Annotated in this window: 22 protein-coding genes; 14 read left to right on the plus strand and 8 right to left on the minus strand. The window is 63.2% G+C overall.

Features of this window, described 5'->3' with window-relative positions:
• The first annotated feature begins 40 nt into the window (after nucleotides 1-40).
• The 4 genes from ABLV76_RS12965 to ABLV76_RS12980 are packed head-to-tail and all read left to right on the plus strand — an operon-like array spanning nucleotide 41 to nucleotide 4,483.
• The gene (locus tag ABLV76_RS12965; RefSeq protein ID WP_025999138.1) at nucleotides 41-1,543 is read left to right on the plus strand and encodes a sugar ABC transporter ATP-binding protein; all 1,503 of its coding nucleotides are present in this window, start codon (nucleotides 41-43) and stop codon (nucleotides 1,541-1,543) included.
• A complete protein-coding gene (locus ABLV76_RS12970; protein WP_004885817.1) occupies nucleotides 1,540-2,529 on the plus strand; it encodes an ABC transporter permease in 990 nt (329 codons plus the stop codon). Before ABLV76_RS12965 ends, ABLV76_RS12970 begins: the two co-directional genes overlap by 4 nt.
• The gene (locus tag ABLV76_RS12975) at nucleotides 2,526-3,530 is read left to right on the plus strand and encodes an ABC transporter permease (protein ID WP_017899077.1); all 1,005 of its coding nucleotides are present in this window, start codon (nucleotides 2,526-2,528) and stop codon (nucleotides 3,528-3,530) included. The genes ABLV76_RS12970 and ABLV76_RS12975 overlap by 4 nt, the downstream gene beginning before the upstream one ends.
• Before the next feature lie 11 nt (nucleotides 3,531-3,541).
• The gene (locus ABLV76_RS12980) at nucleotides 3,542-4,483 is read left to right on the plus strand and encodes a sugar kinase (RefSeq protein ID WP_049093806.1); all 942 of its coding nucleotides are present in this window, start codon (nucleotides 3,542-3,544) and stop codon (nucleotides 4,481-4,483) included.
• A 35-nt stretch (nucleotides 4,484-4,518) separates the two neighbouring features.
• On the opposite strand, the gene ABLV76_RS12985 is transcribed toward ABLV76_RS12980, so the two are convergent.
• From ABLV76_RS12985 to ABLV76_RS12995, 3 genes are read right to left on the minus strand one after another with little or no spacing between them, the layout of a single operon-like run.
• On the minus strand, nucleotides 4,519-5,547 hold the full coding sequence (locus ABLV76_RS12985) for a 2-hydroxyacid dehydrogenase (RefSeq protein ID WP_004885809.1): 1,029 nt from the start codon (nucleotides 5,545-5,547) through the stop codon (nucleotides 4,519-4,521).
• Nucleotides 5,544-7,040, minus strand: a complete 1,497-nt coding sequence (locus ABLV76_RS12990) for an FGGY-family carbohydrate kinase (RefSeq protein WP_004885807.1) — start codon at nucleotides 7,038-7,040, stop codon at nucleotides 5,544-5,546. Before ABLV76_RS12990 ends, ABLV76_RS12985 begins: the two co-directional genes overlap by 4 nt.
• Before the next feature lie 12 nt (nucleotides 7,041-7,052).
• Nucleotides 7,053-7,661, minus strand: a complete 609-nt coding sequence (locus ABLV76_RS12995) for a methylthioribulose 1-phosphate dehydratase (protein ID WP_008805607.1) — start codon at nucleotides 7,659-7,661, stop codon at nucleotides 7,053-7,055.
• Nucleotides 7,662-8,112: 451 nt separating this feature from the next.
• Between ABLV76_RS12995 and codB the strand changes: the two genes are divergently transcribed.
• The 7 genes from codB to ABLV76_RS13030 all read left to right on the plus strand — a co-directional run bounded on the left by codB (nucleotide 8,113) and on the right by ABLV76_RS13030 (nucleotide 16,633).
• Nucleotides 8,113-9,375: a cytosine permease gene (gene codB, locus ABLV76_RS13000; RefSeq protein WP_053810651.1), complete on the plus strand. Its 1,263-nt coding sequence runs from the start codon at nucleotides 8,113-8,115 to the stop codon at nucleotides 9,373-9,375.
• Nucleotides 9,372-10,607, plus strand: coding sequence for a PucR family transcriptional regulator ligand-binding domain-containing protein (locus ABLV76_RS13005; protein ID WP_004885804.1), 1,236 nt, complete (start codon nucleotides 9,372-9,374; stop codon nucleotides 10,605-10,607). Before codB ends, ABLV76_RS13005 begins: the two co-directional genes overlap by 4 nt.
• Nucleotides 10,604-11,842 carry a cytosine deaminase gene (gene codA / locus ABLV76_RS13010; protein ID WP_049115729.1) on the plus strand — a complete coding sequence of 413 codons (1,239 nt, stop codon included), beginning with the start codon at nucleotides 10,604-10,606 and terminating at the stop codon, nucleotides 11,840-11,842. The genes ABLV76_RS13005 and codA overlap by 4 nt, the downstream gene beginning before the upstream one ends.
• Before the next feature lie 145 nt (nucleotides 11,843-11,987).
• Nucleotides 11,988-12,938: a LacI family DNA-binding transcriptional regulator gene (locus ABLV76_RS13015; RefSeq protein WP_074194126.1), complete on the plus strand. Its 951-nt coding sequence runs from the start codon at nucleotides 11,988-11,990 to the stop codon at nucleotides 12,936-12,938.
• Nucleotides 12,939-13,059: 121 nt separating this feature from the next.
• Nucleotides 13,060-13,869, plus strand: a complete 810-nt coding sequence (locus ABLV76_RS13020) for an inositol monophosphatase (protein WP_017899069.1) — start codon at nucleotides 13,060-13,062, stop codon at nucleotides 13,867-13,869.
• A 110-nt stretch (nucleotides 13,870-13,979) separates the two neighbouring features.
• The gene (locus ABLV76_RS13025; RefSeq protein ID WP_023319949.1) at nucleotides 13,980-15,338 is read left to right on the plus strand and encodes an MFS transporter; all 1,359 of its coding nucleotides are present in this window, start codon (nucleotides 13,980-13,982) and stop codon (nucleotides 15,336-15,338) included.
• Between the two features lie 26 nt (nucleotides 15,339-15,364).
• Nucleotides 15,365-16,633, plus strand: coding sequence for a histidine phosphatase family protein (locus ABLV76_RS13030; RefSeq protein ID WP_348878342.1), 1,269 nt, complete (start codon nucleotides 15,365-15,367; stop codon nucleotides 16,631-16,633).
• Nucleotides 16,634-16,687: 54 nt separating this feature from the next.
• Here ABLV76_RS13030 and mtnA read toward each other — a convergent pair whose 3' ends face one another.
• Nucleotides 16,688-17,716, minus strand: a complete 1,029-nt coding sequence (gene mtnA / locus ABLV76_RS13035; protein WP_023319948.1) for an S-methyl-5-thioribose-1-phosphate isomerase — start codon at nucleotides 17,714-17,716, stop codon at nucleotides 16,688-16,690.
• Nucleotides 17,717-17,817: 101 nt separating this feature from the next.
• Here mtnA and mtnK point away from each other — a divergent pair, with 101 nt between their 5' ends.
• Nucleotides 17,818-19,017 (plus strand): S-methyl-5-thioribose kinase, encoded by a 1,200-nt coding sequence (mtnK, locus tag ABLV76_RS13040; protein ID WP_004151657.1) that lies wholly within the window; start codon nucleotides 17,818-17,820, stop codon nucleotides 19,015-19,017.
• A 414-nt stretch (nucleotides 19,018-19,431) separates the two neighbouring features.
• On the opposite strand, the gene ABLV76_RS13045 is transcribed toward mtnK, so the two are convergent.
• The 4 genes from ABLV76_RS13045 to ABLV76_RS13060 form a co-directional block, all read right to left on the minus strand.
• A complete protein-coding gene (locus tag ABLV76_RS13045) occupies nucleotides 19,432-20,673 on the minus strand; it encodes an LVIVD repeat-containing protein (protein ID WP_004885786.1) in 1,242 nt (413 codons plus the stop codon).
• 128 nt (nucleotides 20,674-20,801) lie between these two features.
• Complete coding sequence (locus ABLV76_RS13050; RefSeq protein ID WP_004885784.1) at nucleotides 20,802-21,866, minus strand: sugar ABC transporter substrate-binding protein; 1,065 nt, start codon at nucleotides 21,864-21,866, stop codon at nucleotides 20,802-20,804.
• Between the two features lie 20 nt (nucleotides 21,867-21,886).
• The gene (locus ABLV76_RS13055; RefSeq protein ID WP_004885781.1) at nucleotides 21,887-22,885 is read right to left on the minus strand and encodes an ABC transporter permease; all 999 of its coding nucleotides are present in this window, start codon (nucleotides 22,883-22,885) and stop codon (nucleotides 21,887-21,889) included.
• Nucleotides 22,882-24,384, minus strand: coding sequence for a sugar ABC transporter ATP-binding protein (locus ABLV76_RS13060; protein ID WP_094333910.1), 1,503 nt, complete (start codon nucleotides 24,382-24,384; stop codon nucleotides 22,882-22,884). Before ABLV76_RS13060 ends, ABLV76_RS13055 begins: the two co-directional genes overlap by 4 nt.
• Before the next feature lie 163 nt (nucleotides 24,385-24,547).
• Between ABLV76_RS13060 and ABLV76_RS13065 the strand changes: the two genes are divergently transcribed.
• Together ABLV76_RS13065 and ABLV76_RS13070 are read left to right on the plus strand one after the other, a co-directional pair.
• Nucleotides 24,548-25,636 carry an oxidoreductase gene (locus ABLV76_RS13065; RefSeq protein ID WP_062914493.1) on the plus strand — a complete coding sequence of 363 codons (1,089 nt, stop codon included), beginning with the start codon at nucleotides 24,548-24,550 and terminating at the stop codon, nucleotides 25,634-25,636.
• Between the two features lie 57 nt (nucleotides 25,637-25,693).
• On the plus strand, nucleotides 25,694-26,437 hold the full coding sequence (locus ABLV76_RS13070) for a 3-oxoacyl-ACP reductase family protein (protein ID WP_004885764.1): 744 nt from the start codon (nucleotides 25,694-25,696) through the stop codon (nucleotides 26,435-26,437).
• Nucleotides 26,438-26,484: the final 47 nt, after the last annotated feature.

Consider the following 26,484-nt stretch of genomic DNA (forward strand, 5'->3'; position numbering starts at 1 on the left):
TCAACACCCTGGCGGGGAGCGCCCCGCCGCGGGTCTGGTCATGGACCAGATCGGCAAACGTTTTGCCAGCGTAATGGCGCTTAATGCGGTTACCCTGCGCCTCAATCCGGGGGAGATTCATGGCCTGATTGGCGAGAACGGCGCCGGTAAATCGACGCTGATCAAGATCCTCGCCGGCGTTTATCAGGCCGACAGCGGCAGCGCGACCCTCGACGGTCGCCCGCTGCCCCTCGGCAACCCGGCAGCCATCGAAGCCGCCGGCATCCGCGTTATCCACCAGGAGCTCAACCTGATCCCGCACTTTACCGTCGCGGAATCGGTGTTTCTGGGCCAGGAGTATCGCACCCGCTGGGGGGCGCTGGATCGCCGACGGATGAAGGCCGCCACGGCGCAATTTTTCCAGCAAAACTGGCAGTTGGCGATCGACCCCGAACGCCTGGTGCGAGACCTGAGCCTGGCCGAGCGCAAGCTGGTGCAGATTGCCCGCGCGCTGATCGACGGCGCGGCGCGGCTGGTGGTGTTCGACGAGCCCACCGCCCCCCTCGAGGCCCAGGAGGCCAGTCTGGTCACCTCCGCCATCCTGCGCCTGCGCGACCAGGGCATTGCCATTCTGTATATTTCCCACTATCTCAATGAGATAGCCAGCCTCTGCGACCGCGGCACTGTGCTGCGCAACGGGGAAGTGGTCGGTTATCCCGACCGCGACCTGCTGCAGAATACCGAGGCGCTGATCGCCATGATGGTCGGCCGGGAAATCGACCAGCTGTATACTCCGCGCCAGCGCCCGGCGGCAGACAACGGGGAGGCTCCGCTGCTCTCGGTGCGCCAGCTGAGCGACGGACGGCAGCTGCAGGATCTCTCTTTTGATATTCACCCGGGGGAGATCGTCGGCGTCGCCGGCCTGCTCGGCGCCGGGCGCGATGTGCTGGTGGACTTACTCTACGGCTTGCGTCCGGCGGAGCGCGGCACTATCCATCTCGACGGCCTGCCGCGACGAATCCGTACGCCAAAGCAGGCGATCCGCGCCGGAATGGCGCTGGTCCCGCGCGACCGCCGCCATCAGGGGCTGATCCTGTCCTTCACCACCGCCGACAATATTAATCTCGCCTCGCTGCCGGAGACCGCCACCTTTGGCTGGGAGCGGCGGGGGATCGCCGAGAGGAAAGCGCGCGACTGGATAGAACAGCTGGCGATCCGCCCGGGTCGCCCGGCGCTGCCGGTACGCTACATGAGCGGCGGCAACCAGCAAAAAGCGATCCTCGCCCGCTGGCTCGGCACCGATGCCCGGCTGTTTATTCTCGATGAACCCACCCTCGGGGTTGATATCGGCGCCCGCCGCGATATTTATCAACGTACGCGCCAGCTGGCCGATAAAGGGCGGGCGGTGCTGGTCTCCTCCAGCGACGCCACCGAACTGCTCGGACTATGCGACCGGATCCTCGTCCTCTGGCGCGGTGCGCTGGCGGCGAATCTGCCCACCCGCGGGCTGACCCTCGACGCCCTGCTGGTGGCGATCAACGGCGGACAGGAGCCTTCACCATGAATACCGCTATCCAGCGTCGCGGCCGTCCGGGCCTGGCGACGCTTGTTGAAAAATTCCCCCTGATCCTGTTTCTGGCGCTGCTGGTGTGGCTGAGCGTGCAGTCGCCCTACTTCCTCAGCTGGCAAAATATCAGCCTGATGCTGGTCCAGAGCGTTCCGCTGGCGATCCTCTGTTTCGGCCTGGTCTGCGTCATCGCCGTTGGCGGAGATGACGTGGTCTCCGGCGGCATCGACCTCTCCCTGCCGGCGACGGCGGTGCTCGGCGTCGCGCTGCTCAGCCTCGGGCTGGCCGAATGGCACACGCCGTATCTCCTGCTGCTGGCGCTGCTGGCGGCGGTTTGCCTGCTCTGCGGGGCGATCAACGGCTTCCTGGTGCTGGCGGCCGGCCTGCCGCCGCTGCTGGCTACCCTCTCGACCTCCGTGGCGTTTACCGGCCTGACGGACCTGCTGACCGGCCAGCGGCGCATCGCGGTCAGCGATCCGCTGATGGTCGCCTTTCGCGATAACAGCCTCCTCGGCCTGCCCTGGCCGCTGGTCTATCTGCTGGGGGTATTTATCCTGTTCCAGTTCCTGCTCCATCACTCCCGCTTCGGTCAGCATGTGCAGGCGGTGGGCGGCAATCGCGATATGGCGCAAATGAGCGGCCTGAACGTGCGCCGCTTAACCCTGCAGGTCTGGCTGTTAGCCGGCATCGCCGCCGGGCTGGCTATTCTGCCGCTGCTCAGCCAGGGCTCCGGCAGCTCCAGCGGAACGGCCACGCCGCTGCTGCTGGAAACCGTGCTCGCGACCTTTATCGGCGCCGCCTTCTCCCGCCGTCGGGTAGTCACCATCTGGGGCGCGCTGCTGGGGGCGATTCTGGTTAACGCCCTCTCTAACGGACTCGGCCTGCTGGGGGTCAATATCTTCTGGATGGGCGCCATTAAAGGCGGCCTGATCCTGGTGGTACTGGCGGCCTCGGCGGTCAGACACAAAGGAGGCGAGGCATGAGCCAAATCACTCTGAAAACCCCAGCTCCTGCGGAACAGACGGCCAGCAGCCCGCTGGCCTGGCTGTCGCGGGCCGGATTCGGCATCATCACCCTGCTGGCCATCGCCCTGTTCGGCTGGGCGAATCCAGTATTTTTAACCGTGGATAACTGGGCCAACCTGCTGCAGGGCAGCGCGATCCTGCTGATTGTGGCGATGGCGATGACCCTGATTGTCAGCGCCGGGGCGATTGACCTGTCGGTGGGCGTCGCGCTCGATTTCGGCGCCGCCTTCGCCCTCGTCGCCCTGAAAACCTGGCATCTGCCGTGGCAGGCGGCGGTGGGCTGCGCCCTGCTCGGCGGGGTGCTGATTGGTCTGCTCAATGCCTTTCTGATCCTCATCTGCCGGATCCGCCCCTTCCTCGCCACCCTCGGCACCTGGTTTATCGCCAGCAGCGCCGAACGTATCTATACCGATGGCGGCGGCGCGATAGCCTATCGGCGGATGGCTCCCGAGTATCACGACCTGGCGGTGGGTAACCTTGGCGGGATCCCCACGCCGGTAGCGATCGTGCTGGCGCTGTGGCTGGCGGCCTGGCTGGTGACCGAGCGCACCCTGTGGGGCAAATATATCCGCGCCATCGGTCAGAACAGCGAAGCGGCGCGCATCGCCGGGATCCGCGATCGCCTGACCATGCTCGGCGTGCTGGTGGCCGCCTCAGCCCTCTGCGCCGTCGGCGGGGTGATCCTCTCCGCCAACCTGCGGCAATTTACCCCGCTGGCCGGGCAGTCTTACCTGATGGACGCCATTGCGGCGGTGTTTATCGGCACCGCCTTTAACCGTCTGGGCCGGGTCAGCATCGCCGGCACCCTCGGCGGCGTGCTGTTCCTCGCCATTATTGATAATGGTCTGAACCTGATGGGGCTCAATTATCTGGTGAAGGACGCGCTGGTCGGCGTGATTCTGGTGGTGGCCCTCGCCCTATCCTTCTGGCAGGCGCGTCTGCGCCAAACGCATCGCTAAACGGGAGAACGATGGCAACCTTTGACGCCGTATTTGTCGGCCTGACTATTCTGGATATCGCCGGGCGCCCGGTGGTGGCGATCCCGCCGCGCGGTGGCGTCGCTTTTATTGAGCAAATTCGCCTCAACCCCGCCGGCACCGCCGCGGGGGCTAATATTAACGCCGCGAAGCTCGGGATCCGCACCGCGGCGGTGGCCTGCCTGGGCGAAGATGAAAAGGCCGACTTTATCCTCGCCAGCTATGCCCGGCTGGGCATTGACTGCTCGCTTATCCAGCGCACCGCGCTGAAGGAGACCTCGGCGACGATCCTGCCGATTCGCCCCAACGGCGAACGTCCGGCCCTGCACTGTCGGGGCGCGTCTGACGCCCTGTTCGTCAGTGAAGCGGAATTTGACGCCGTCCTTGACTGTCGCTTCCTGCATCACGGCGGGACCGGACTGCTGGCGGCAATGGACCAGGGACAGAGCGCACGGCTGCTGCAGGCGGCCAAAATGCGTGGAGTCACCACCAGCTTTGACCTTATCGCGCCGAATGAACACACCCTGGAACTGCTGCGGCCCCTGCTGCCGTCGGTGGATTATTTTATGCCTTCGCTGGAGGAAGCCGCCTTTCTCTCCGGGGAGACGCAGCCGGAGGCCATCGCCCGCTTCTTCTTTGCGCTGGGCGTGGGCACCTGCATTCTGAAAGACGGCGAGAACGGCTCCTGGCTTATCGGCCGCGATGGCGCGCTGGAGCATATTGCGCCGTGGCCCGTCGAGGCGGTGGATACCACCGGCTGCGGCGACAGCTACTGCGGCGGGTTTATTGCCGCGCTGGCGCGCGGGCTCAGCGTGAAAGCGGCGTGCGACGTCGCCTCGGCGGTGGCCGCGCTGGTGGCGACCGGGATGGGCTCGGATGCCGGGGTGGTAGACTGGGAACAGACCCAGGCTTTTATGGCGGCCCATCGCCCCTGACGCCGGGCCCGCGCCGCCGCGGCGACGCAAGCGGCTTAACGCCACTGGTACAGCAGCGGCTCCCCGGCGACATAGCGCTGAAGATCGGCGGCAATCATCGCCGTGTGTTTGGCGATACTCTCCCGGGTGGCCCCGGCGATATGCGGCGTGATAATCACGTTATCGAACTCGGTGACAAAAGGGTGATCGCGCCACAGCGGTTCGCGATGATACACGTCCAGCGCCGCGCCGCCCAACGGGCCGTGACGCAGAGCCTCAATCAGCGCCGCTTCGTCGACCACCGCCGCGCGGGAGGTATTGATCAGCAGCGCGCCGGGCTTCATGCTGTTTAACAGCGCCGCATTCACCAGCCCGTCGCTGTGCGGCCCGCTGCTCAGATGCAGGCTGACGATATCCGCCTCTCGGAACAGCGCCTCCAGGGTGGTTTTCTGTAACCCTGGCTCATTGATATCCTCTGCGGCGACGAACGGATCCACCACCCGCACCGCCATACCGAACGCCCGGGCGATACGCGCCACCCGGCGGCCAATGTTGCCATACCCCACCAGGCCCAGCGTTTTATTGCGCAGTTCACTGCCCTTAAACACTTCATAGGGGCTTTCCGGACTCACGTCCCAGACCACATCCCGGCGCAGCCCCTGCTGGGTGGCGGCGGCGGCATTGTCAGCCTGCGTGAATTCCCCCCGCTTCAGCGCCGCATGGGATTGCGGAATATGGCGCGCCAGGCTGAGCATCAGGCCAAGCGTCAGCTCCGCGGCGGCATCGGCATTGCGCCCCGGGGTGTAGAGTACCCGGATGCCGCGCGCCTGCGCGGCCTGGGTATCAATATTCACCGGATTCGCGCGGGTACAGGCGATAACCTGCAGGCGCGGACAGGCGGCCATCACCGCATCCGTCACCTCATCATAGCTGGTCACCAGCACCTCAGCGTCGTGGGCCAGCTCAATCAGCTGACCGGCGCTGAGTTTCGGTTTGCCCAGCGCCCACCCCTCCACCAGCAGCTCACCCAGCTGGTGGAAGGCGCTAAGGTCGCCAGCATGCTCGGCGGTAAAAACGATTTTCATGGTTGTACTTCCTGAGAAAGACGTTGAAGAGCGGCCTGCCTGGCCTGCCATACCGGCAGCATCTGCTCACGCAGCAGGCGATAAACGGGATACAGCGCCGCGTAGCGGGCATGCGCCTGAGGGCGCGGCTGATAGCGGGTCTGCGCCAGCGGAGGCGTCTCGGCCAGCGCCGCGACGCTGCGGGCCGCCAGAATCGCCGCACCGCGCGCGCTTAGTTCATTAAAGGCGCTGGAGACCACCGTGCGCCCGGTACAGTCGGCGATAATCTGCAGCCAGGTGGCCGAGGCTGCGCCGCCGCCGGTCAGATACAGCTCGCCGCCCTGGGGATAACCCTGCAGCGCATCGACAATGGCGAAGGCCAGGCCTTCAAACACCGCGCGCTGTAGTTCGGCGCGGGTGGTGTGCGGGCTAATGCCGATAAAGCCGGCCCGCGCATCAGGGCTGTAAAACGGCGCGCGTTCGCCATTGAGATACGGCTGCCAGAAGACGCCGCCGCTGCCTGGCTCCACCTCCGCGATCGCCTGCTCCAGCCGACCCAGATCGGCGTCCAGCGAAATATGCTGCTGCAGCCAGTCAATGTTTGGCGTACCGGCCTGCATCGGAAACAGCGAGATCACCTGCCCGGCTTCGGTGTGAGTGACGAAGCGCGTCGCCTCGTTCACCGTCTGCGGACCGCGGCAAACGATTCCGGTACAGCAGGTGGTGCCGAGGATCGTGTAGATATCCCCTTCGTTGACCGCGCCGCAGCCCAGCGCGGCGCTACAGACATCCAGCGCCCCGGCGGCCACTGGCGTCGCGGCGGGCAGTCCGGTCAGCGCCGCCACCGCGTCGCTCAGCGTACCGGCCGGAGCGTCCGGGGCCAGCAGAGGGGGAAACAGCGGCAGCAGTTCGTCCAGCCCCATCTCGTTCATCACCACCGAGGACCAGCTGCCGCTCTGCTGATTGAGTAATGAGCTGCTGGCGTCCGTCAGCTCCAGCGCCGCCACGCCGGTCAGGCGAAAGCGGATCCAGTCCTTGGCGAAAAACAGATAGCGCGCGGCCGCCAGCCGCTCCGGCTGATACTGTTTCAGCCAGTACAGCTGCAGGCTGGTATTGCAGGGCTGCAGGTGGGTGCCGGTATCGGCGAAATAGCGGCGGTCAAAACCGGGCCGGCGCAGCAGTTCGCTCATCAGCTCGTGGCTGCGGGTATCGCTCCACAGGATCCCCGGCCCCACCGGTTCGCCCTGCGCATCGCTGAGCCAGACCCCCTCCCCTTGCCCGGCGAGGCCGATGGCCCGCAGCCGCCCCTCCTGCAGCGCCGGGTGGCGGGCAATCTGGCGCAGAATAGCCAGCACCGAATGCCACAGCTGGGTCATATCCTGTTCCGCGTAGCCATTGGCCGACAGGCGGGGGGAGGTGTTTTCCGCAGCGCTGGCGCGCGCGGTGAAATGCTGATCAAACAGCACCGCTTTCACCCGGGAGGTGCCGATATCGATACCAAGATAAAAATCCATACCTGCTCCGGCTCAGGGCTCGTAGCGGCGGCGCATCAGCTCGCACTCGAACAGGAACTCCAGCCCCTCCAGTTGCCGGCGGGCCTCCTGAATATCTTTCCCCCAGCAGGTCAGGCCATGTCCGCGCAGCAGAAAGCCGTAACGCAGCGGGCGGGTTTGCGCATAATCGGCAATCCGCGCCGCCAGGGCGTCAATATCCTGATCGTTATCGAAGATGGCGACCGGAACGGTATCGAGATGGCTGTGCTGCCCGCTGAGGGTTTTCTGCATTTCATACCCCTGCAGCGCCAGCGTGTCGCTTTTTTCGATGCGCGACAGCACGGTGGCATTGACGGTATGCACATGCAGCACCACGTTGGCCTCCGGGAACAGGCGGTAGACCAGGGTGTGCAGGCCGGTCTCCGCCGACGGTTTCCGTCCGGAAGGGGCCTGATTGGTGGCGATCTCCACCTGCAGAAAATCCTCGGTCGTCAGGCTGCCTTTATCGCGGCCCGACTCGCTTAGCCAGCACCAGGTATCATCCTGACGCACCGACATATTGCCGCCGGTCGCCGGCGCCCAGCCTTTCGCGCCGATCCAATGACAGGTGGTGACCAGTTGCGCGAGTCTTTCTTGCCACATAGCAGTTCCTTAGGTTAGCGATGATTTTTTTAGCCGTCTAAATGGCTATTTATCCGATACTAACACCGCTAACCGGAGGGAACAATATTTCAGGAAACACACATAAGACAAATGGTTATATCATAAATGCATATTAAATAACCTTTATTCACAGCAATTTAACCAACCGCAGTGAATCCGCTACGATCCCCTGCTGCCTGGCGCCACAACGCTGGCGGATTGTGCTGGCTGAAATTCTCCTTCTGCGCCAGGCATGCCGTCGCCGCCCTCCTCTGCCCCGGACTGGTGCAAAACATGGCAGGATGCACACTAAAATGGCATTACGCCTCCTGAATCCCTCAATAACCGTGCACATTGCACACTATGCGCTATTCCTCATGCCCGGTTTTTCCTGGCACATCTCTTGCTACTTCCGGCAATCACCGCTCATCTACCAGCCAGAGGTTCCAGGATGTCAAACAGCAATGATTTTCCCCTCGTCGAAGCGCCCACCGCCGGACGCAAAGGCGTATTTTCCATCGCCATGGTGTTATTCAGCTTTACCTTTTTCACCGGCACGATGTTTGCCGGCGGCAAACTCGGCGTCTCCTTTTCCATCGTCAATCTGCTGTGGATAGCCGTCATCGGCAACGCCTTGCTGGCTCTCTATGCCGCATCGCTGGGCTGGATTGCCGCGCGCAGCGGCCTGAATACGGTGCTGATGGGCCGGTTCTGCTTCGGGGAGATCGGCAGCAAGCTGGCCGATTTTATCCTTGGCTTTGCCGAGCTGGGCTGGTACGCCTGGGGGACCGCCACGGTCGCTATCTCGCTGGTGAAGATCCTCGCCCTGCCCGAGGCGCTGACCCAGCCGCTGATGGTGCTGTTTGGCATTCTGTTCTGCGTCACCGCGCTGGTGGGCTACAAGGGGCTGGACGCGCTGTCGCGCCTGTCGGTGCCGCTGATGTTCGTGCTGCTGGTGGTCTCCATGTATCTGGCGCTGCACCACGCCGGCGGCTGGCAGGCGATGACCCGCATTGCGCCGAGCGACACCATGACCTGGTCGGCGGCCATCACCATGGTCTTTGGCACTTTCGCCAGCGGCGCCACCCAGGCGACAAACTGGACCCGGCTGGCCAACTCCAGCCGGACCGCCATTCTCGCCAGCATGGGCAGCTTCCTCATCGGCAACGGGCTGATGATCGTCGCCGGCGCCTGGTGCGCCATCGTTTATCAACAGGCCGATATCGTCGAAGTGCTGATCCTGCAGGGGCTGTCAGTCGCCGCGGTGATCATGCTGTGTCTCAACCTGCTGACCATCCAGGGCCCCACCATCTATAACGTCTCCGCCGCCGCCTGCCATCTGCTGCGCAGCGAACGCCGCCGCACGCTGACCCTCGCCGCCGCCGGGGTGGGCATTGTGCTGGCCATTGGCGGAATGTACGAAATGCTGATCCCGTTCCTTGTGCTGCTGGGCAGCATTATCCCGCCCATCGGCGGGGTGATTCTCGCCGACTACTGGTTCGCCCGCGGCGGGCGCTATCCCCTGCTGCAGAACGCCTGCCTGCCGCGTTTTAACTGGCTGGGACTCGGCGCCTACGCCGCCGGCGCGGTGGTGGCTTATCTGTCACCGTGGATCGCGCCGCTGGTGGGGATCACCGTCTCCGCGCTGGTCTATATCGCCCTGACCATGGTCAGCAAACGTCAGCCTGCCGCCGTCGCGGAGCAAGAGCCATGAGCCTGACGGTCAGCGAACTGCTGGCCCTTGAGGGACTCTCCGCCCTGCGTTTGCGGGCGGGAAAGCAAGGGCTGCAGCGGGCGGTACGCTGGTACTACGTGGCGGAAAATGAGCATATCGCCGAGTGGATCATGGGCGGCGAGCTGGTCTTTATCACCGGCATCAACCATCCCCGGGATGAAGCCAACCTGATCCAGCTGCTGATGGAGGGCAAACAGCGCGGCATCGCCGGGATGGTGATCCTCACCGGCGAGGCCTATATCCACGCCATTCCAGCCACGCTGATCGCCCTCGCCGACGAGCTGGGCATTCCGCTGATCGAGCAGCCCTACCTGCTGAAGATGGTGATTGTCACCGAGCGGGTCGGCACCGCGCTGGTCCGCAGCGAAAACGCCCTTCAGTCGCAGCGCGACATCCTGATGCAGCTGGTCACCGGCGACTATCCGGACCTGCAGATGCTTCACCAGCGCGCCCTCCATCAGCAGCTCGATTTTACCCGCCCGCTGCGGCTGGCGGCGCTGCGCCTGGAGGGGCTGTCCCGCCTGTTTCGCCAGTTCCCGCCCGAACAGGCCGAAGCCTGGCTGCAGCAGGCCCACCGCAGCGTGCGCCAGCAGCTGCAGCAGCAGCTCAACCAGCAGGGCAACCCCTTCCCGCTTCTGGAACGCAGCAACATGTTCCTTTTCCTGCTGCCGGATGAGGAGGGGGAAGACTTTCAGCAGAAAAAGTGGCTGCAGCAGTGGCTGCAGACGCTGGCGGAGGGGGAAGAGCGTTTGTCGCTGCTCTGCGGCCTCTCGGCGCCGGTCAGGCAGCTGCAGGGCTACCCGCGGGCGTTGTCGCAGGCGCGCCAGGCGCTGGATCTGTGCGATACCCTGCGGCCGACCCAGCGCATCAGCGACTATCAGCAGCTGGGGTTTATCAAACTGCTGTCCGCGGTCAGCGACCCGGCGCTGCTCAACGATTTTATGCACGACACCCTCGGCTGCCTGATCGAGCCGGGCCGTAAAGCGCCGTGGCTGCTGCTGGAGACCCTCGAGACGCTGCTGCAGGAGAACGGCAACGTGGTGCGAGCCGCCGACCGGCTGGGTCTCCATCGCAACACCCTGCATCAGCGCATACAGCGTATTGAAAAACTGACCGGCTACCCGGTCAGCCACCCTCAGTTTCATCTCAACGCCTCGGTCGCGCTGGTGATCTGGCGTTTATCGCAAAACCATTTACAGGACCAACCATGAAAATTGTTAACGCCCGCCTGCGCCGCCAGGAGGCGCTGTTTACCCTTGAGCTGCAGGACGGCATCATTCGCCGCATGACCGCCCAAACCGCGATGCAGACCGCCGACACCGGGGATATCGACGCCCAGGGTCGGCTGGCGATCCCGCCCTTCGTCGAGCCGCATATCCATCTTGACGCCACCCTAACCGCGGGCGAGCCGGAGTGGAACCGCAGCGGCACCCTGTTTGAAGGCATCACCCGCTGGAGCCAGCGCAAAGCGAGCATTACCCCGGAGGACACCCGCCAGCGGGCGCTGAAAACCATCGGCATGCTGCGCGATTTCGGCGTTCAGCACGTCCGGACCCATGTGGATGTCACCGACCCGTCGCTGGCGGCCCTGCAGGCGCTGCTGGCGGTGAAACAAGAGGCCGCCGATCTCATCGATCTACAGATTGTCGCCTTTCCGCAGGAGGGGATCGAATCGTATCCCAACGGCCGGGAGCTGATGACGCGCGCCATCGAGATGGGCGCCGACGTGGTGGGCGGCATTCCGCACTATGAGAATACCCGCGACAAAGGGGTCAGCTCGGTGATGTTTTTGATGGACCTCGCCCAGCGCTACGGCCGCCTGGTGGATGTCCACTGCGATGAAATCGACGATCCGCAGTCGCGTTTCCTCGAAGTGCTGGCGGAAGAGGCCCGGGTGCGCGGTATGGGGGCGCAGGTCACCGCCAGCCACACCTGCGCGATGGGCTCTTATGATAACGCCTACTGTTCGAAGCTGTTTCGCCTGCTGAAAGCCTCGGGGATCAACTTTATCTCCTGCCCGACCGAAAGCATTCATCTGCAGGGCCGGTTTGACAGCTGGCCGAAACGGCGCGGCGTCACCCGGGTGGCGGAGCTGGATCGCGCCGGCATCAACGTCTGCTTTGCTCAGGACTCGATTCAGGATCCGTGGTATCCGCTGGGGAATGGCAATATCCTGCGCATTCTGGATGCCGGACTGCACATCTGCCATATGCTCGGCTATGACGATCTACAGCGCTGTCTCGACTTCGTCACCGACAACAGCGCCCGGGCGCTTTGTCTGGGCGATAACTACGGCCTCGCCGAAGGCCGCCCGGCTAACCTGTTGATCCTCGATGCGGAAAACGACTACGAGGCCGTCCGCCGCCAGGCGCGGGTGCTGACCTCCATTCGCCACGGCAAGGTGATTTTGCAGCGTGAGGTGGAGCACATCCGCTATCCGGCATAAGGCGCAAGGCGCTGCGCGTCGGCGCCTTTCTGTGATACCTTTTCAGGCAGTGTGCGTGACCGACGCCCGTCCGGGCGTTGGCTTCCTGGAAAACAGACGGCGCGAAACGACGATGAGCGATAAAAAATGGATTAAGGCCGAGGACGTGGCCAGACTGGCCGGGGTCTCGCGCTCGGCGGTCTCCCGCACCTTCACCCCCGGCGCCTCGGTGTCGGAGAAGACCCGGCAGAAGGTGCTGAACGCCGCGGAAGCTCTGGGCTATCAGGTGAATATCATCGCCCGGACGATGATCACCGGCAGCAGTAATTTTATCGGCATCGTCACCGCCGGTTTCGACAACCCGTTTCGCAGCAAACTGCTGGCGCCGCTGGTCCATCAGCTGGCGCTCAACGGCTTTATGCCGCTGCTGATGAACGCTGACGATCCGCAGCAGCTCGCCCCTTCGCTTAAGCAGCTGCTGAGCTACCACGTCGCCGGGGTGATCATCACCTCCGGCGCGCCGCCGCTGTCGCTGGCGGAAGAGTATCTGGAGCGCAAGATCCCCGTCACCCTGATCAACCGTCATGCGGATCTCGCCGGCTGCGACCGGGTGTGCAGCGATAACGCCCAGGGGGCGAAGCTGGTGGCGGACTTGTTCAGTCGTCGAGGCTGGCGGCAGGTTGGCTTTATAGGCGAAAATCGCGAGAACTTCAGCACCCGCCAGCGTTATGACGCTTTCATCGCGCAGACGTCGGGCATGACGGTGACCAGCCGCTTCTGCGACGGCGGCGGCTATCAGGCTGGCTACCAGGCTGCCAGAGAAATCGTTGCTGAAAACCCCGGGGTGCAAGCGCTGTTTTGCGCTACCGATATGCTGGCGCTGGGCGCCCAGGACGGCCTGCGGGACGCCGCTGCCCCGCTGCCGGCCATCGTCGGCTTTGACGATATCCCGCAGGCGGACTGGCAACCCTACCAGCTTACCACCATTCAGCAGAATACCGCCCTGCTGGCCCACCACGCGGTGGATCTGTTAATGACGCGGATCGCCCGCTTCAGCCTGCCCTCGCGCCATCGCGAAGTGCCGGTGAAATTAATTATTCGTCAAAGTGCGAAATGAAAAAATCATTTTATGCTGGAGCGATCACAGAATCTTCTGCGAAACCCGGCCACACTCATTCGGCCCTTCGGGGCTGTTTTTTTCACGCAAAATGCACACGTGTGCAAAATAGGGAGTCAATATGCAATCTCAGGAATCAGAAGCGCTACAGGCCCGCTACCGCCTGGCCTGCGAGCTGGCGAAAGCAGGGGCTGAGCTGGCGTTTGAATACTATCAGCAACGCGAAGCGCTGACCGTCGACCATAAAGGCGACGACCTGCAGGACGTGGTCAGCGTGGCCGATAAGCGGGTGGAGGCCTTTGTGAAACAGCGTATTCAGAGCGCGTTTCCGGAGGATGGCTTTCTCGGCGAAGAGAGCGGCGCCCGCCTGCCCGACGCGCAAGTGCTGTGGGTGGTCGACCCCATCGATGGCACCAGCTGTTTCCTCAACGGCCTGCACACCTGGTGCCTGTCGCTGGCGATCGTCGCCGACGGCGAACCGGTCATCGGCGTGGTCTACGACCCCAACCATCGCGAGCTGTTTCACGCCCTGCGGGGTCATGGCGCCTGGCTCAATGACGCCCCGATCCGTCCGCACCCCGCGGCGACGGTCAGGGAGGGAGTGATGGGCGTCGGCACCTCGCATCGCGTCACCCCGGCGGACTTTCTGCCGTTTCTGCAGGCGCTGCTCAGCGACGGCGGCATGTTTATCCGCAACGGCTCCGGCGCGCTGATGAGCGCCTGGGCGGCGGCAGGCCGGTTGATTGGCTACTACGAGCCGCACATGAACCCGTGGGACGCCCTGCCGGGGCTGGTGCTGATGCGCGAAGCGGGCGGCGCCAGCAACGATTTTCTGGCGCAGGAGGGGATCCAGCGCGGCAACCCGCTGCTGCTGGCCAGCTCAACGCTCTACCCGCAGCTGAAAAAGATGATCCCACAACCATTACATTAACCCTTACGGGTCAGGCTATTTCTGATTATGTACTCTACACAGTAACGATAACTTCATTCACGGACGAACCACATCAATCAGTCAGGCCTCCGACCTGCGGAGAACCACCTATGTCTGGAATTATCGCTTTTTTCCGGGCGTCGCCGCCGAAAGCGGGCGCCGCGTTTGATGAACAGCGTTTTCGCCGGGTGCGCTGGCAAACCTTTATCGCCATGACCCTGGCTTACGTCACCTTTTACGTCTGCCGGTTATCCTTCACCGTCGCCAAAAGCGCGCTGGTGGAGTTGGGGATCACCCCGACGGAGCTCGGCATGATCGGCTCCACTCTGTTCTTCAGCTACGCCATCGGCAAGCTGGTCAATGGCTTTATCGCCGATCACGCCAACGTGGTGCGCTATATGAGCCTCGGTTTATTGCTCAGCGCCGGGATGAACCTGATGATGGGGATGACTACCAACGCCCTGCTGCTGGCCATCTTCTGGGGGATCAACGGCTGGGCGCAGTCGATGGGCGTCGGCCCCTGCGCGGTCTCGCTGGCGCGCTGGTACGGCGTTAAAGAGCGCGGCACCTTCTATGGCATCTGGTCGACGGCGCATAATATCGGCGAGGCCGTCACCTATATGGTGATCGCCGCGGTGATCGCCGGGTTTGGCTGGCAGATGGGCTACCTGTCCACCGCCGCGCTCGGCGCCGCCGGCGTGGTGCTGTTGGTGCTGTTCATGCACGATTCGCCGCAGAGCAGCGGCTTCCCGTCCATCAACGTCATCCGCGATGAACCGCAGGAGGAGGTCGAAGCCCGCGGCTCGGTGTTTAAAAACCAGCTGCTGGCGCTGCGCAACCCGGCGCTGTGGACCCTCGCCCTCGCCTCCGCCTTTATGTACATCGACCGCTACGCCGTCAACTCCTGGGGGATCTTCTTCCTCGAGCAGGATAAAGCCTATTCCACGCTGGAGGCGTCCGGGATTATTGGCGTCAACGCCATCGCCGGCATCGCCGGGACCATCATTGCCGGCATGCTCTCCGACCGCTTTTTCCCGCGCAACCGCAGCGTGATGGCCGGCTTTATCAGCCTGCTGAACACCGCCGGCTTCGCCCTGATGCTCTGGTCGCCGCACAATTATTACACTGATATTCTGGCGATGATTATCTTCGGGGCCACCATTGGCGCTCTGACCTGCTTCCTCGGCGGGCTGATCGCCGTCGATATCTCCTCGCGCAAAGCGGCGGGGGCCGCGCTCGGCACCATCGGCATCGCCAGCTACGCCGGCGCCGGCCTGGGCGAGTTTCTCACCGGGATCATTATTGATAAAACAGCTATCCTTGAGAACGGCAAAACGCTGTATGATTTCAGCACGTTGGCGCTGTTCTGGGTGGGTACCGGTCTGGGTTCCGCGCTACTCTGTTTTACCACTGCCGCCATCGTCGCCCGGCGCCATGCCGTCGAACGGCAGACCTCGTTCTCCTCATAACCGATTAACGAATTAAGGAAGAAGATATGATGCCTGCAAGACATCAGGGGCTGTTACGCCTGTTTATCGCCTGCGCGCTGCCGCTGCTGGCGCTGCAATCAGCCGCCGCCGCAGACTGGCAGCTGGAGAAAGTGGTGGAGCTTAGCCGCCACGGCATTCGTCCGCCGACGGCCGGCAACCGGGAAGCCATCGAGGCCGCCACCGGACGCCCATGGACCGAGTGGACCACCCATGACGGCGAGCTCACCGGTCATGGCTATGCCGCCGTGGTCAACAAAGGGCGTGAGGAAGGCCAGCACTATCGCCAGCTCGGCCTGCTGCAGGCGGGATGCCCGACGGCGGAGTCGATTTACGTGCGCGCCAGTCCGCTGCAGCGGACGCGGGCGACCGCCCAGGCGCTGGTGGATGGCGCCTTCCCAGGCTGTGGCGTCGCTATCCATTACGTCAGCAGGGATGCCGATCCGCTGTTTCAGACCGACAAGTTCGCCGCCACGCAAACCGACCCCGCCCGCCAGCTGGCGGCGGTGAAAGAGAAGGCCGGGGATCTGGCGCAGCGTCGGCAGGCGCTGGCGCCGACTATCCAGCTATTGAAACAGGCGGTTTGCCAGGCCGATAAGCCCTGCCCTATCTTCGATACCCCATGGCAGGTCGAGCAGAGCAAAAGCGGCAAGACCACTATTAGCGGACTGAGCGTGATGGCCAATATGGTGGAAACGCTGCGTCTCGGCTGGAGTGAAAACCTGCCTCTCAGCCAGCTGGCGTGGGGCAAGATCGCCCAGGCCAGTCAGATCACGGCCCTGCTGCCGCTGTTAACGGAAAACTACGATCTGAGTAACGACGTGCTGTATACCGCGCAAAAACGCGGGTCGGTGCTGCTCAACGCCATGCTCGACGGCGTCAAACCAGAGGCGAGTCCGAACGTACGCTGGCTGCTGCTGGTGGCGCATGACACCAACATCGCCATGGTGCGCACGCTGATGAACTTTAGCTGGCAGCTGCCGGGCTACAGCCGGGGGAATATCCCGCCGGGCAGTAGCCTGGTGCTGGAGCGCTGGCGCGACGCGAAGAGCGGGGAACGCTATCTGCGGGTCTATTTCCAGGCGCAAGGCCTCGACGACCTGCGTCGTCTGCAGACGCCGGACGCGCAGCACCCGATGCTGCGTCAGGAGTGGCGTCAGCCGGGCTGCCGTCAGACCGACGTCGGTACGCTGTGCCCCTTCCAGGCGGCCATCACCGCGCTGGGTCAGCGTATCGATCGGCCCTCCGCCCCGACGGTAGCGATGGTCCTGCCGTAGCGGCGTTTGCCGGGCCCGGGAAAGCCGTTTTTTCCAGGCCCGGCACGGCGTCCGTTATCCGTTATCCGGCGCAAACGCCCCGGCGGAGACCTGCGCCGGGGTGACCACCCCGCTGTCCAGCACCCAGCCGCTTATCAGCCCAGCAGGCGTGACATCGAACGCCGGATTGTACACGGCGGCCCCGGTCGGCGCCCACTGTACCGCGCCAAAGCTGCCCGCCACTCCGGTCACTTCGGCCGCGGCGCGCTGCTCAATGGGAATGGCCGCCCCGTTCGGGCAATGGCGGTCGAGGGTCGTCTGCGGCGCAGCGACGTAAAACGGGATCTGGTGGTAATGGGCCAATACCGCCAGGGAATAGGTGCCGATTTTATTCGCCACGTCGCCGTTGGCGGCGATGCGGTCGGCGCCGACCCACACCGCATCCACCTTCCCTTGCGCCATCAGGCTGGCGGCCATTGAATCGGCGATCAGCTGATAGGGCACGCCCAGCTCGCCCAGCTCCCAGGCGGTTAAACGACCGCCCTGCAGCAGCGGCCGGGTTTCATCGACCCACACGCTGGCCACTTTTCCCTGCTGATGCGCCAGCGCAATGACCCCCAGGGCGGTACCTACCCCGGCGGTCGCCAGGCCACCGGTGTTGCAGTGGGTCAGCAATCGACTGTCGGGCTTCACCAGCGCACTGCCCGCCTCAGCGATGCGGTCGCACAGCTGTTTATCTTCTTCGACCAGACGCAAGGCTTCCGCTTCCAGCGCCTGCGGATAATCCTCCCGGGCCAGCGCCTGCTTCATGCGATCCAGATTATTCATCAGGTTGACCGCCGTCGGCCGCGCCGCGCGCAGCGTCTCCAGCGCCTGCTGGAGTTCATCCCGGCTCAGGCCGCGCTGGGCCAGCAGGGCCAGCAGCAGGCTGGCGGACAGGCCAATCAACGGCGCGCCGCGCACCCGCAGGGCGTGAATATGGTCCACCAGCAGCGCAACGTTATCCGCCGCCAGCCAGCGTTTTTCCTGCGGCAAGGCCTGCTGGTCGAGAATAAAAAGCTGATTTTCACTCACCCGCAGGCTGGTGGTCTGTAATGTCTGCATGTCGTTAAATCCCTGTTGCGTTGTTGTATCACATTGTGTCAGGATGGAATCCAGAAGTATAGACGTCTGAACGGCTTAATCAGAATTCGAGGATCGAGGCAATGTCGCAATACCATACCTTCACCGCCCATGACGCCGTGGCTTACGCGCAGCAGTTCGCCGGCATCGACAACCCATCTGAGCTGGTCAGCGCGCAGGAAGTGGGCGATGGCAACCTCAATCTGGTGTTTAAAGTGTTCGATCGCCAGGGCGTCAGCCGGGCGATCGTCAAACAGGCCCTGCCCTACGTGCGCTGCGTCGGCGAATCCTGGCCGCTGACCCTCGACCGCGCCCGTCTCGAAGCGCAGACCCTGGTCGCCCACTATCAGCACAGCCCGCAGCACACGGTAAAAATCCATCACTTTGATCCCGAGCTGGCGGTGATGGTGATGGAAGATCTTTCCGACCACCGCATCTGGCGCGGGGAGCTTATCGCTAACGTCTACTACCCTCAGGCGGCCCGCCAGCTTGGCGACTATCTGGCGCAGGTGCTGTTTCACACCAGCGATTTCTATCTTCATCCCCACGAGAAAAAAGCGCAGGTAGCGCAGTTTATTAACCCGGCGATGTGCGAGATCACCGAGGATCTGTTCTTTAACGACCCGTATCAGATCCACGAGCGCAATAACTACCCGGCGGAGCTGGAGGCCGATGTCGCCGCCCTGCGCGACGACGCCCAGCTTAAGCTGGCGGTGGCGGCGCTGAAGCACCGTTTCTTTGCCCATGCGGAAGCGCTGCTGCACGGCGATATCCACAGCGGGTCGATCTTCGTTGCCGAAGGCAGCCTGAAGGCCATCGACGCCGAGTTCGGCTACTTCGGCCCCATCGGCTTCGATATCGGCACCGCCATCGGCAACCTGCTGCTGAACTACTGCGGCCTGCCGGGCCAGCTCGGCATTCGCGATGCCGCCGCCGCGCGCGAGCAGCGGCTGAACGACATCCACCAACTGTGGACCACCTTTGCCGAGCGCTTCCAGGCGCTGGCGGCGGAGAAAACCCGCGACGCGGCGCTGGCTTACCCCGGCTATGCCTCCGCCTTTCTGAAAAAGGTGTGGGCGGACGCGGTCGGCTTCTGCGGCAGCGAACTGATCCGCCGCAGCGTCGGACTGTCGCACGTCGCGGATATCGACACTATCCAGGACGACGCCATGCGTCATGAGTGCCTGCGCCACGCCATTACCCTCGGCAGAGCGCTGATCGTGCTGGCCGAGCGTATCGACAGCGTCGACGAGCTGCTGGCGCGGGTGCGCCAGTACAGCTGAGTGCGGCCTGTTTTCCCTCACCCCGGCCCTCTCCCACAGGGAGAGGGAGCAAGCCCTAAAAAAGTGCAATTTTCTGGGATTGCCCGGCGGCGCTGCGCTTGCGCGGGCCTACAGATAACCGCATAACGGTTTGATGTTGCAGTCTTTCGTAGGCCGGGTAAGGCGAAAGCCGCCACCCGGCAGAAATGCGGGCACAATTTTGCTTTTACCTTGTCCTCACCCCGGCCCTCTCCCACAGGGAGAGGGAGCAAGCCCTAAAAAGTGCAATTTTCTGAGATTGCCCGGCGGCGCTACGCTTGCGCGGGCCTACAGATAACCGCATAACGATTTGATCTTGCAGTCTTTCGTAGGCCGGGTAAGGCGAAAGCCGCCACCCGGCAGAAATGCGAGCACAATTTTGCTTTTACCTTGCCCTCACCCCAGATACTCAATCACCGACAGCCCGCCGTTGTAATCGGTGCTGTAGATAATTCCCTGGGCATCGACAAACACGTCACAGGACTGGATCACCCGCGGGCGGCCGGGACGGGTATCCATCATTCTCTCAGGAGCAGCCGGCACCAGCGCCCCGGTCTCCAGCGGGCGATAAGGATTAGAAATGTCGTACGCCCGCACGCCGGCATTCTGATACGTGGCGAAGATAAGCGTTGAGCTGACAAAGCTCCCCGGCCGGTTCTCATGCAGATTGTGCGGGCCAAAATGCGCCCCTTTCGCCACATAGTCGATTTCATCCGGCTGTGGGAAAGTTGAGATACTCACCGGGTTCGCCGGCTCGCGGATATCAAACAGCCAGATCAGCTTCTCGCCGTCCTCCTGGTTGTCGAGCACCGCTTCATCCAGCACCACCAGAAGATCGCGATCCGGCAGCGGCAGCGCGGTATGCGTTCCGCCGCCAAACGGCGGGCTCCAGTTGCGATGGCTAATCAGCGTCGGCTGAGTTCGGTCTTTGACGTCCAGCAGCGTCAGGCCGCCGTCGCGCCAGCTGCCGTAGGCGGTATCCCCGGCAATAATGGCGTGGTGCAGCGCGTAGCGTTTGCCCTGCGGCCAGTCCGGTGTTTCGCCGCCTGCCTGGTGCATCCCCGGCAGCCACCAGCGCCCGGCAACCTGCGGTTTACGCGGATCGGCCAGATCGATGGTCAGGAAGATGTAGTCGGTAAAACCGTCGATCAGCGCGGACACGTACGCCCAGCGGCCGCCGACGTACCAGATGCGGTGAATACCGATGCCGTTAAGCGACAGAAAGCCAATTTCACGCGGCTTATCCGGCGTGGAGATATCAAACACGCGCAGCCCGGCGCTCCAGCCTTTGTCCTGCACATCGCTGACTGTGTCACCCACCGATCGGGTGTAGTACACCTTCTCATCGGCAAAACGGGCGTCGGCAAACAGGTCCCGGGCGTTGATCACCAGCAGCAGATCGTCATGCGCCTGGAGGTGCACGTTCCAGGTGCCCGACGGCGCGGCAATATAGTTGACCGTAGTGGGCCGGGTCGGATCGCGAACATCGACCACGGAAAAACCCTGCGACACCATATGGCCGATATAGGCGAATCCGCGGTGCACCATCAGTTGCACGCCGTCCGGACGACCGCCCTGGTCGCTATGGCCAATCAGCCGCATATTGCGGCTGTATTCGGGGGAAGGTAATGCTGACATAGTGGATTCCTTACGCCCGGTGGCGCTACGCTTACCTGGCCTACGAGTGCAGTTGGTGTTCCCCCTCTCCCTGCGGGAGAGGGGCGGGGTGAGGGCACCAGACCGCCCCACCGCCACCCGGCTTCGTTTTATTTGTTTTTCGCTTCCAGCGTCGCGAACCACGGGGCGATAAAGTCTTCCGTCTGGCCCCAGCCCGGAATGATTTTCCCCAGCGAGGCCACGTTCACCGCCCCCGGCTGGGCCGCCAGCAGCGCCTGCGGGATCGCCGCCGCCTTGAAGTCGTAGGTGGCTGGCGTCGGCTCGCCGGCAATCTTATTAGCGATCAGCCGCACGTTGGTCGCGCCGATAAGCTTCGGATCCACCGCCACGCTCACTTTCCACGGGCTGCCGGCTTCGCGCATCAGCTGCAGATCCTGGTTGGAAATATCAATGCTGTAGAGTTTGATCTCGGTGCGGCCGTTCTCTTTCAGCGCTTTATAGGCCCCCTGGCTAAAGGCATCCCAGGTGCCCCAGATAGCGTCGATTTTCCCTTTCGGATACTTGGCGAGGATCGCCCCCACCTTGTTAGCGGTGTCGCCCTGCACATCGGATGAAACGGCGCCGATCGACTCCAGCTCTTTAATTCCCGGATTTTGCTTCAGCAGTGTCTGGTAAGCCGCCTGACGGCGCTCCATCGGCGGGAAGCCCGCCACCCACAGCTTGACGATGTTGGCCTTGCCGTTGAAGTCTTTCACCAGCTGGCCAAAGGAGAGCTCGGTCAGTGAGGCGTCATCCTGCTGGCTGACCGTCACTCCCGGGATCTCACCGCTCACCGCAGTATCGAACACCGCCACTTTGATCCCGGCGTCCACCGCCTTCTTCACCAGGGCCGTCGAATAGGGGTCACGCCCCTGGGAGAGAATAATGCCGTCATATTTCTGGCTGATCGCCTGGTTGACGAAGTCCTGGAACTTGGCGTCATCGCCGTTGCTCAGGAAGGTGCTGATTTTGAAACCGAGCTTTTTGCCTTCCTGCAGCGCCCCGGCGACAAACTGGGTGGTGTTATCGTCAGACCCCAGATTGCGGATCACGGCAATGCGGATCGGGCCGTTGTGTTCGGCAATGGCCGCCGGCACCGGCGTCGGGGCGGTGGCCAGCGCCGCCGTCGACTGCAGCAGACCCAGCGTAATGAGAGAGAGTGCGATCTTTTTCATGCGGTTTACCCTGTAAAATGTTAAGTACGGCGCTGAAAATAGGTCAGTGCCAGCGCGCCAGCCAGTACCAGCCCTTTAATAATGTCCATCGCGTAATACGGCACCGAGAGCATCACCAGGCCGTTGGAGAGCACGCCGAGGATCACCGCCCCCACCAGCGTCCCCAGGGCGTTCGGTTTCCCGGAACCGGCCAGCGAAAAGCCGATCCAGGCCGCCGCCACCGCGTCCATCAGATAGCCGCCGCCGGCATTAACCTGCGAGGATCCGATACGCGAGGCCAGCAGAATGCCGCCCAGCCCGGCCAGCAGCGAAGCAATCACATACGCCGCCACTTTATAACGCGTGATCCGCAGGCCGGAGAGCCTCGCCGCCTCCGGGTTGCCGCCGATGGCGTACATCCGCCGGCCGTGGGTGGTGAACGACAGCGCCAGCTGGGCGACCAGCGTTACCACCAGCATGATGATGACGATAGTCGGCACCTGGCCCAGCGCGCCAAACGCCGCCGGGATGGTGCCTTCCGCCATCTCGCCGCTCGGCAGCACCATGTTTTCGGTAATCGACCCGCCGTAGCTGTAGGTCATCGCCACCCCCTGAATCACAAACAGGCTGGCCAGGGTGGCGAGCATGTCGGGGATGCGCAGCACCACGATCAGAAAGGCGTTAAACAGCCCTACCAGAGTGCAGAGCACGAGGGTGATCAGGATTGCTTCGGTGGTCCCCAGGCCATGCCAGACGAACAGGGAGATCACCAGGGCGTTGGCCAGCGATGCCGTCGATCCGACGGACAGATCGAAGCCGCCGATGGTGAGGGAAATCGACACCCCAATGGCAATCACCGTCACGATGGCAATCGAGCGCAGAATGTTGATGATGTTGAACGGGTCAAGGAAATTGTCCGAGGCGAGGCCAAAGACCGCCACCAGCAGCACCACGGTCAGCAACATGCCCCACTTATAGAGAAAATCAAAAAATCGCTGACGGCCCGATACCGTCGCGTTCACTGCCAGGGCCTTGCTCACGCTGCCGCTCCTCCGGTTGAATAATAAAGCAGTGTCTCTTCCCGGGCTTCCGCGCCGGGGATCTCCGCCACGATCCGTCCGTCCCACAGTACGCAGATGCGGTCGCATAAACCGACCAGCTCGGCGAATTCACCCGAGGCATAAATCACCCCTTTGCCTTCCCGTGCCAGACCATCGATCAGCATGAACAGATCGGTTTTCGCTTTCACATCGACACCTTTGGTCGGTTCGTCAAAAATCAAAACATTGGCATGACTGCGCAGCCATTTGCCAATGGCCACTTTCTGCTGATTGCCGCCGGACAGACGGCGCAGCGTCTGACCGGGACCGGTGGCGCGCACGCCGAGGCGGGCAATCACCTCCTCCGCCCAGCGCCAGGCCTGCCGATGGCCGAACAGGCTCCAGCGCGAAAAGCTGTTATCGGCGCTGACCGCCAGGTTCATCGCGATCGGCTCTTCGATGAAAATGCCCTCTTTGCGCCGCTCCTCCGGGACCAGCGCCAGGCCGCGCCCTACCGAATCGGCCGGATCGCGCGGCCGCCACGGCTGGCCGTTCAGCTCGCCGCGCTGTACCCGGCTTTTGCTGGCGCCGAACAGCGCTTTGCACAGCTCAGTTTTGCCCGCGCCGGCCAGCCCAGCGATACCAAGAATTTCCCCCTTGCGCAGGCGCAGCGAGATATCCTGCAGCAGCGCCTCATCGTGCAGCCCTTCTACCTGCAGCAGCACTTCTTCACCGTGCGGCGGTCGCGGCGGCGGGAAGATATCGCTCAGCTCGTGGCCCAGCATCTTTTCGACAATCTGTTCCCCGCTCAGCGGCGCCATCGGGCCGCTCTCAATCAACCGCCCGTCACGCAGCACCGTCAGGGTGTCGCAGATCGCCTTCAGCTCGTGAATACGGTGCGAAATAAACACCACCCCGATCCCCTGCTGCTGCAGACGGCGCACCACCGCAAACAGGCGTTCGCTTTCATGCTGATCCAGCGGCGCGGTGGGTTCATCCAGAATCAAAAAGCGGCAATGGTGCGACAGGGCGCGGGCCAGCAGGATCTGCTGTTTTTCAGCAAGGGTGCAGCTATCAATAGAGCGCCTGACGTCCAGCGCCACGTCCAGCTGCGCCAGCGCCTCGCGCGCCAGCTGCCGAACCCGCGCCCAGCGGAAGGTCGTCCCCGGATCAGCCAGCCTGTCCAGCATGATGTTTTCGGCAATGCTCAGGCCCGGCACCAGCGCCACGTCCACCTCCTGCTGCACCAGGTGGATCCCCAGCTGTTTGGCATCCCGCGGCGAACGAATGGTGACCGGCTGGTTGTTGATCGTCACCTCGCCTTCATAGTGGGCGTGGGTGCCGCACAACACGGCCATCAGCGTCGACTTACCCGCGCCGTTGGCGCCGGTCAGGGCATGCACCGACCCGCCATAAAGGGTGAAGGCCACCTTGTTCAGCGCCTGAAAGCCGGAGAAGGCCAGGCTAATGTTATGCATCTCAAGGCGATTCGCGCTCATCACTGCTCCCGTGCGGCAATTAATCTTCTGATTTAACGAATTTTTCATAGCCGCCGCTGGCTGACAACTGCGTAAAAAGCATAAGATACAACGAAATAATATTAGCCATCTGGATGTCCAGACATAACATCAGGTTAGCCCAACACCAATAAGGACAGCACCCATGAGCAACAGCGATATCCGCGTCGTGCCCGGCCCGGCCAACTATTACTCCCATCCTGGCAGCCTTGAGCGGCTAAGCGATTTTTTTAACGCCGACCAGTTGTCGCGGGCGGTGTGGGTCTATGGCGAGCGCGCCCTGGCCGGCGCCGAGCCTTTTCTGCCGGCGGCCTTCCACCTGCCGGAAGCGAAAAAGATCCGCTTTACCGGCCACTGCAGCGAACGCGACGTGGCGGGTCTGGTACAGGCCTCAGGTGACGATCGGGCGGTAGTGATTGGCGTCGGCGGCGGCGCGCTGCTCGACAGCGCAAAAGTGCTGGCCCGCCGCCTGGGGGTTCCGCTGGTGGCCATCCCGACCATCGCCGCCACCTGCGCGGCGTGGACGCCGCTGTCGGTGTGGTACAGCGACGCCGGACAGGCGCTGAATTTTGAGATGTTCGATGACGCGAATTTCCTGGTGCTGGTCGAGCCGCGCATCATTCTCAACGCCCCGGCGGAGTACCTGCTGGCGGGCATTGGCGACACCTTAGCCAAATGGTATGAGGCCGTGGTACTGGCGCCGCAGCCGGAGGCTCTGCCGCTCACCGTGCGGCTGGGGATTAACGGCGCGCTGGCGATCCGCGACGTGCTGCTGGACAGCAGCGAAACGGCGCTGGCGGACCAGCGCCGCGGCGAGCTGACCCAGGCGTTTCGCGATGTGGTGGATGCAGTTATCGCTGGCGGCGGGATGGTTGGCGGGCTGGGGGAACGCTACACCCGGGTCGCCGCCGCCCATGCGGTGCACAACGGGCTGACGGTGCTGCCGCAGACGGATAAATTCCTCCATGGCACCAAGGTGGCCTACGGCATTCTGGTGCAAAGCGCCCTGCTCGGTCAGGATGAGGTATTGGCGCAGCTGGTGCAGGCCTGGCAGCGCTTTAACCTGCCGGCGACGCTGGCGGCGCTGGAGGTTGATATCAATAACCGCGCAGAGCTTGACCGGGTCATTGCTCATACCCTGCGCCCGGGCGAGTCGATTCATTATTTACCGGTGACCTTAACCCCTGGGGTTCTGCGCGCGGCGTTTGAGAAGGTGGAATACTTCAGCCGTTAATCACCCCGACCGTCTATACCTAATGATGATGCTCACCACTCTCGCAACGAGGTCATCATGCAGATCGATTTAACAGGTAAGAAGGCGCTGGTTACCGGCGCCAGCCGTGGATTGGGGCGCGCTATCGCGCTGTCGCTGGCGCGCGCCGGCGCCGATGTGGTTATAACGTATGAAAAATCGGCCGATAAAGCCCAGGCGGTCGCCGAGGAAATAAAGGCGCTGGGTAGGCACGGTGAAGCGGTGCAGGCCGACAGCGCCAGCGCGCAGGCGATACAGGATGCTGTGACCCATGCGGCGCGTTCCCTCGGCGGGCTGGATATTCTGGTCAACAACGCCGGGATCGCGCGCGGCGGCCCGCTGGAGTCCATGACGCTGGCGGACATTGACGCGCTTATTAACGTCAATATTCGTGGGGTGGTTATCGCTATCCAGGAGGCGCTGGTGCATATGTCCGACGGCGGCCGCATCATCAACATCGGCAGCTGTCTGGCTAACCGCGTGGCGCAGCCGGGCATCGCGGTTTACTCAATGACCAAGTCCGCTCTCAACTCCCTGACCCGCGGCCTGGCGCGCGATTTAGGCCCCCGCGGTATCACCGTTAACCTCGTCCATCCCGGCCCGACCAACAGCGATATGAACCCGGAAGACGGCGAGCAGGCCGATGCTCAGCGTCAACTTATTGCGTTAGGCCACTACGGCCAGCCGGAAGACATCGCCGCGGCGGTCACCTTCCTCGCCAGCCCGGCCGCCGGGCAGATCTCCGGTACCGGTCTCGATGTGGACGGTGGTTTGAACGCCTGATCGCACATTTCCTGCAAGCCTCTGTCGTCCGGCAGAGGCCTTCCCGA

This window comes from Klebsiella sp. GB_Kp047 (assembly GCF_040065235.1).
Taxonomy (GTDB): domain Bacteria; phylum Pseudomonadota; class Gammaproteobacteria; order Enterobacterales; family Enterobacteriaceae; genus Klebsiella; species Klebsiella quasipneumoniae.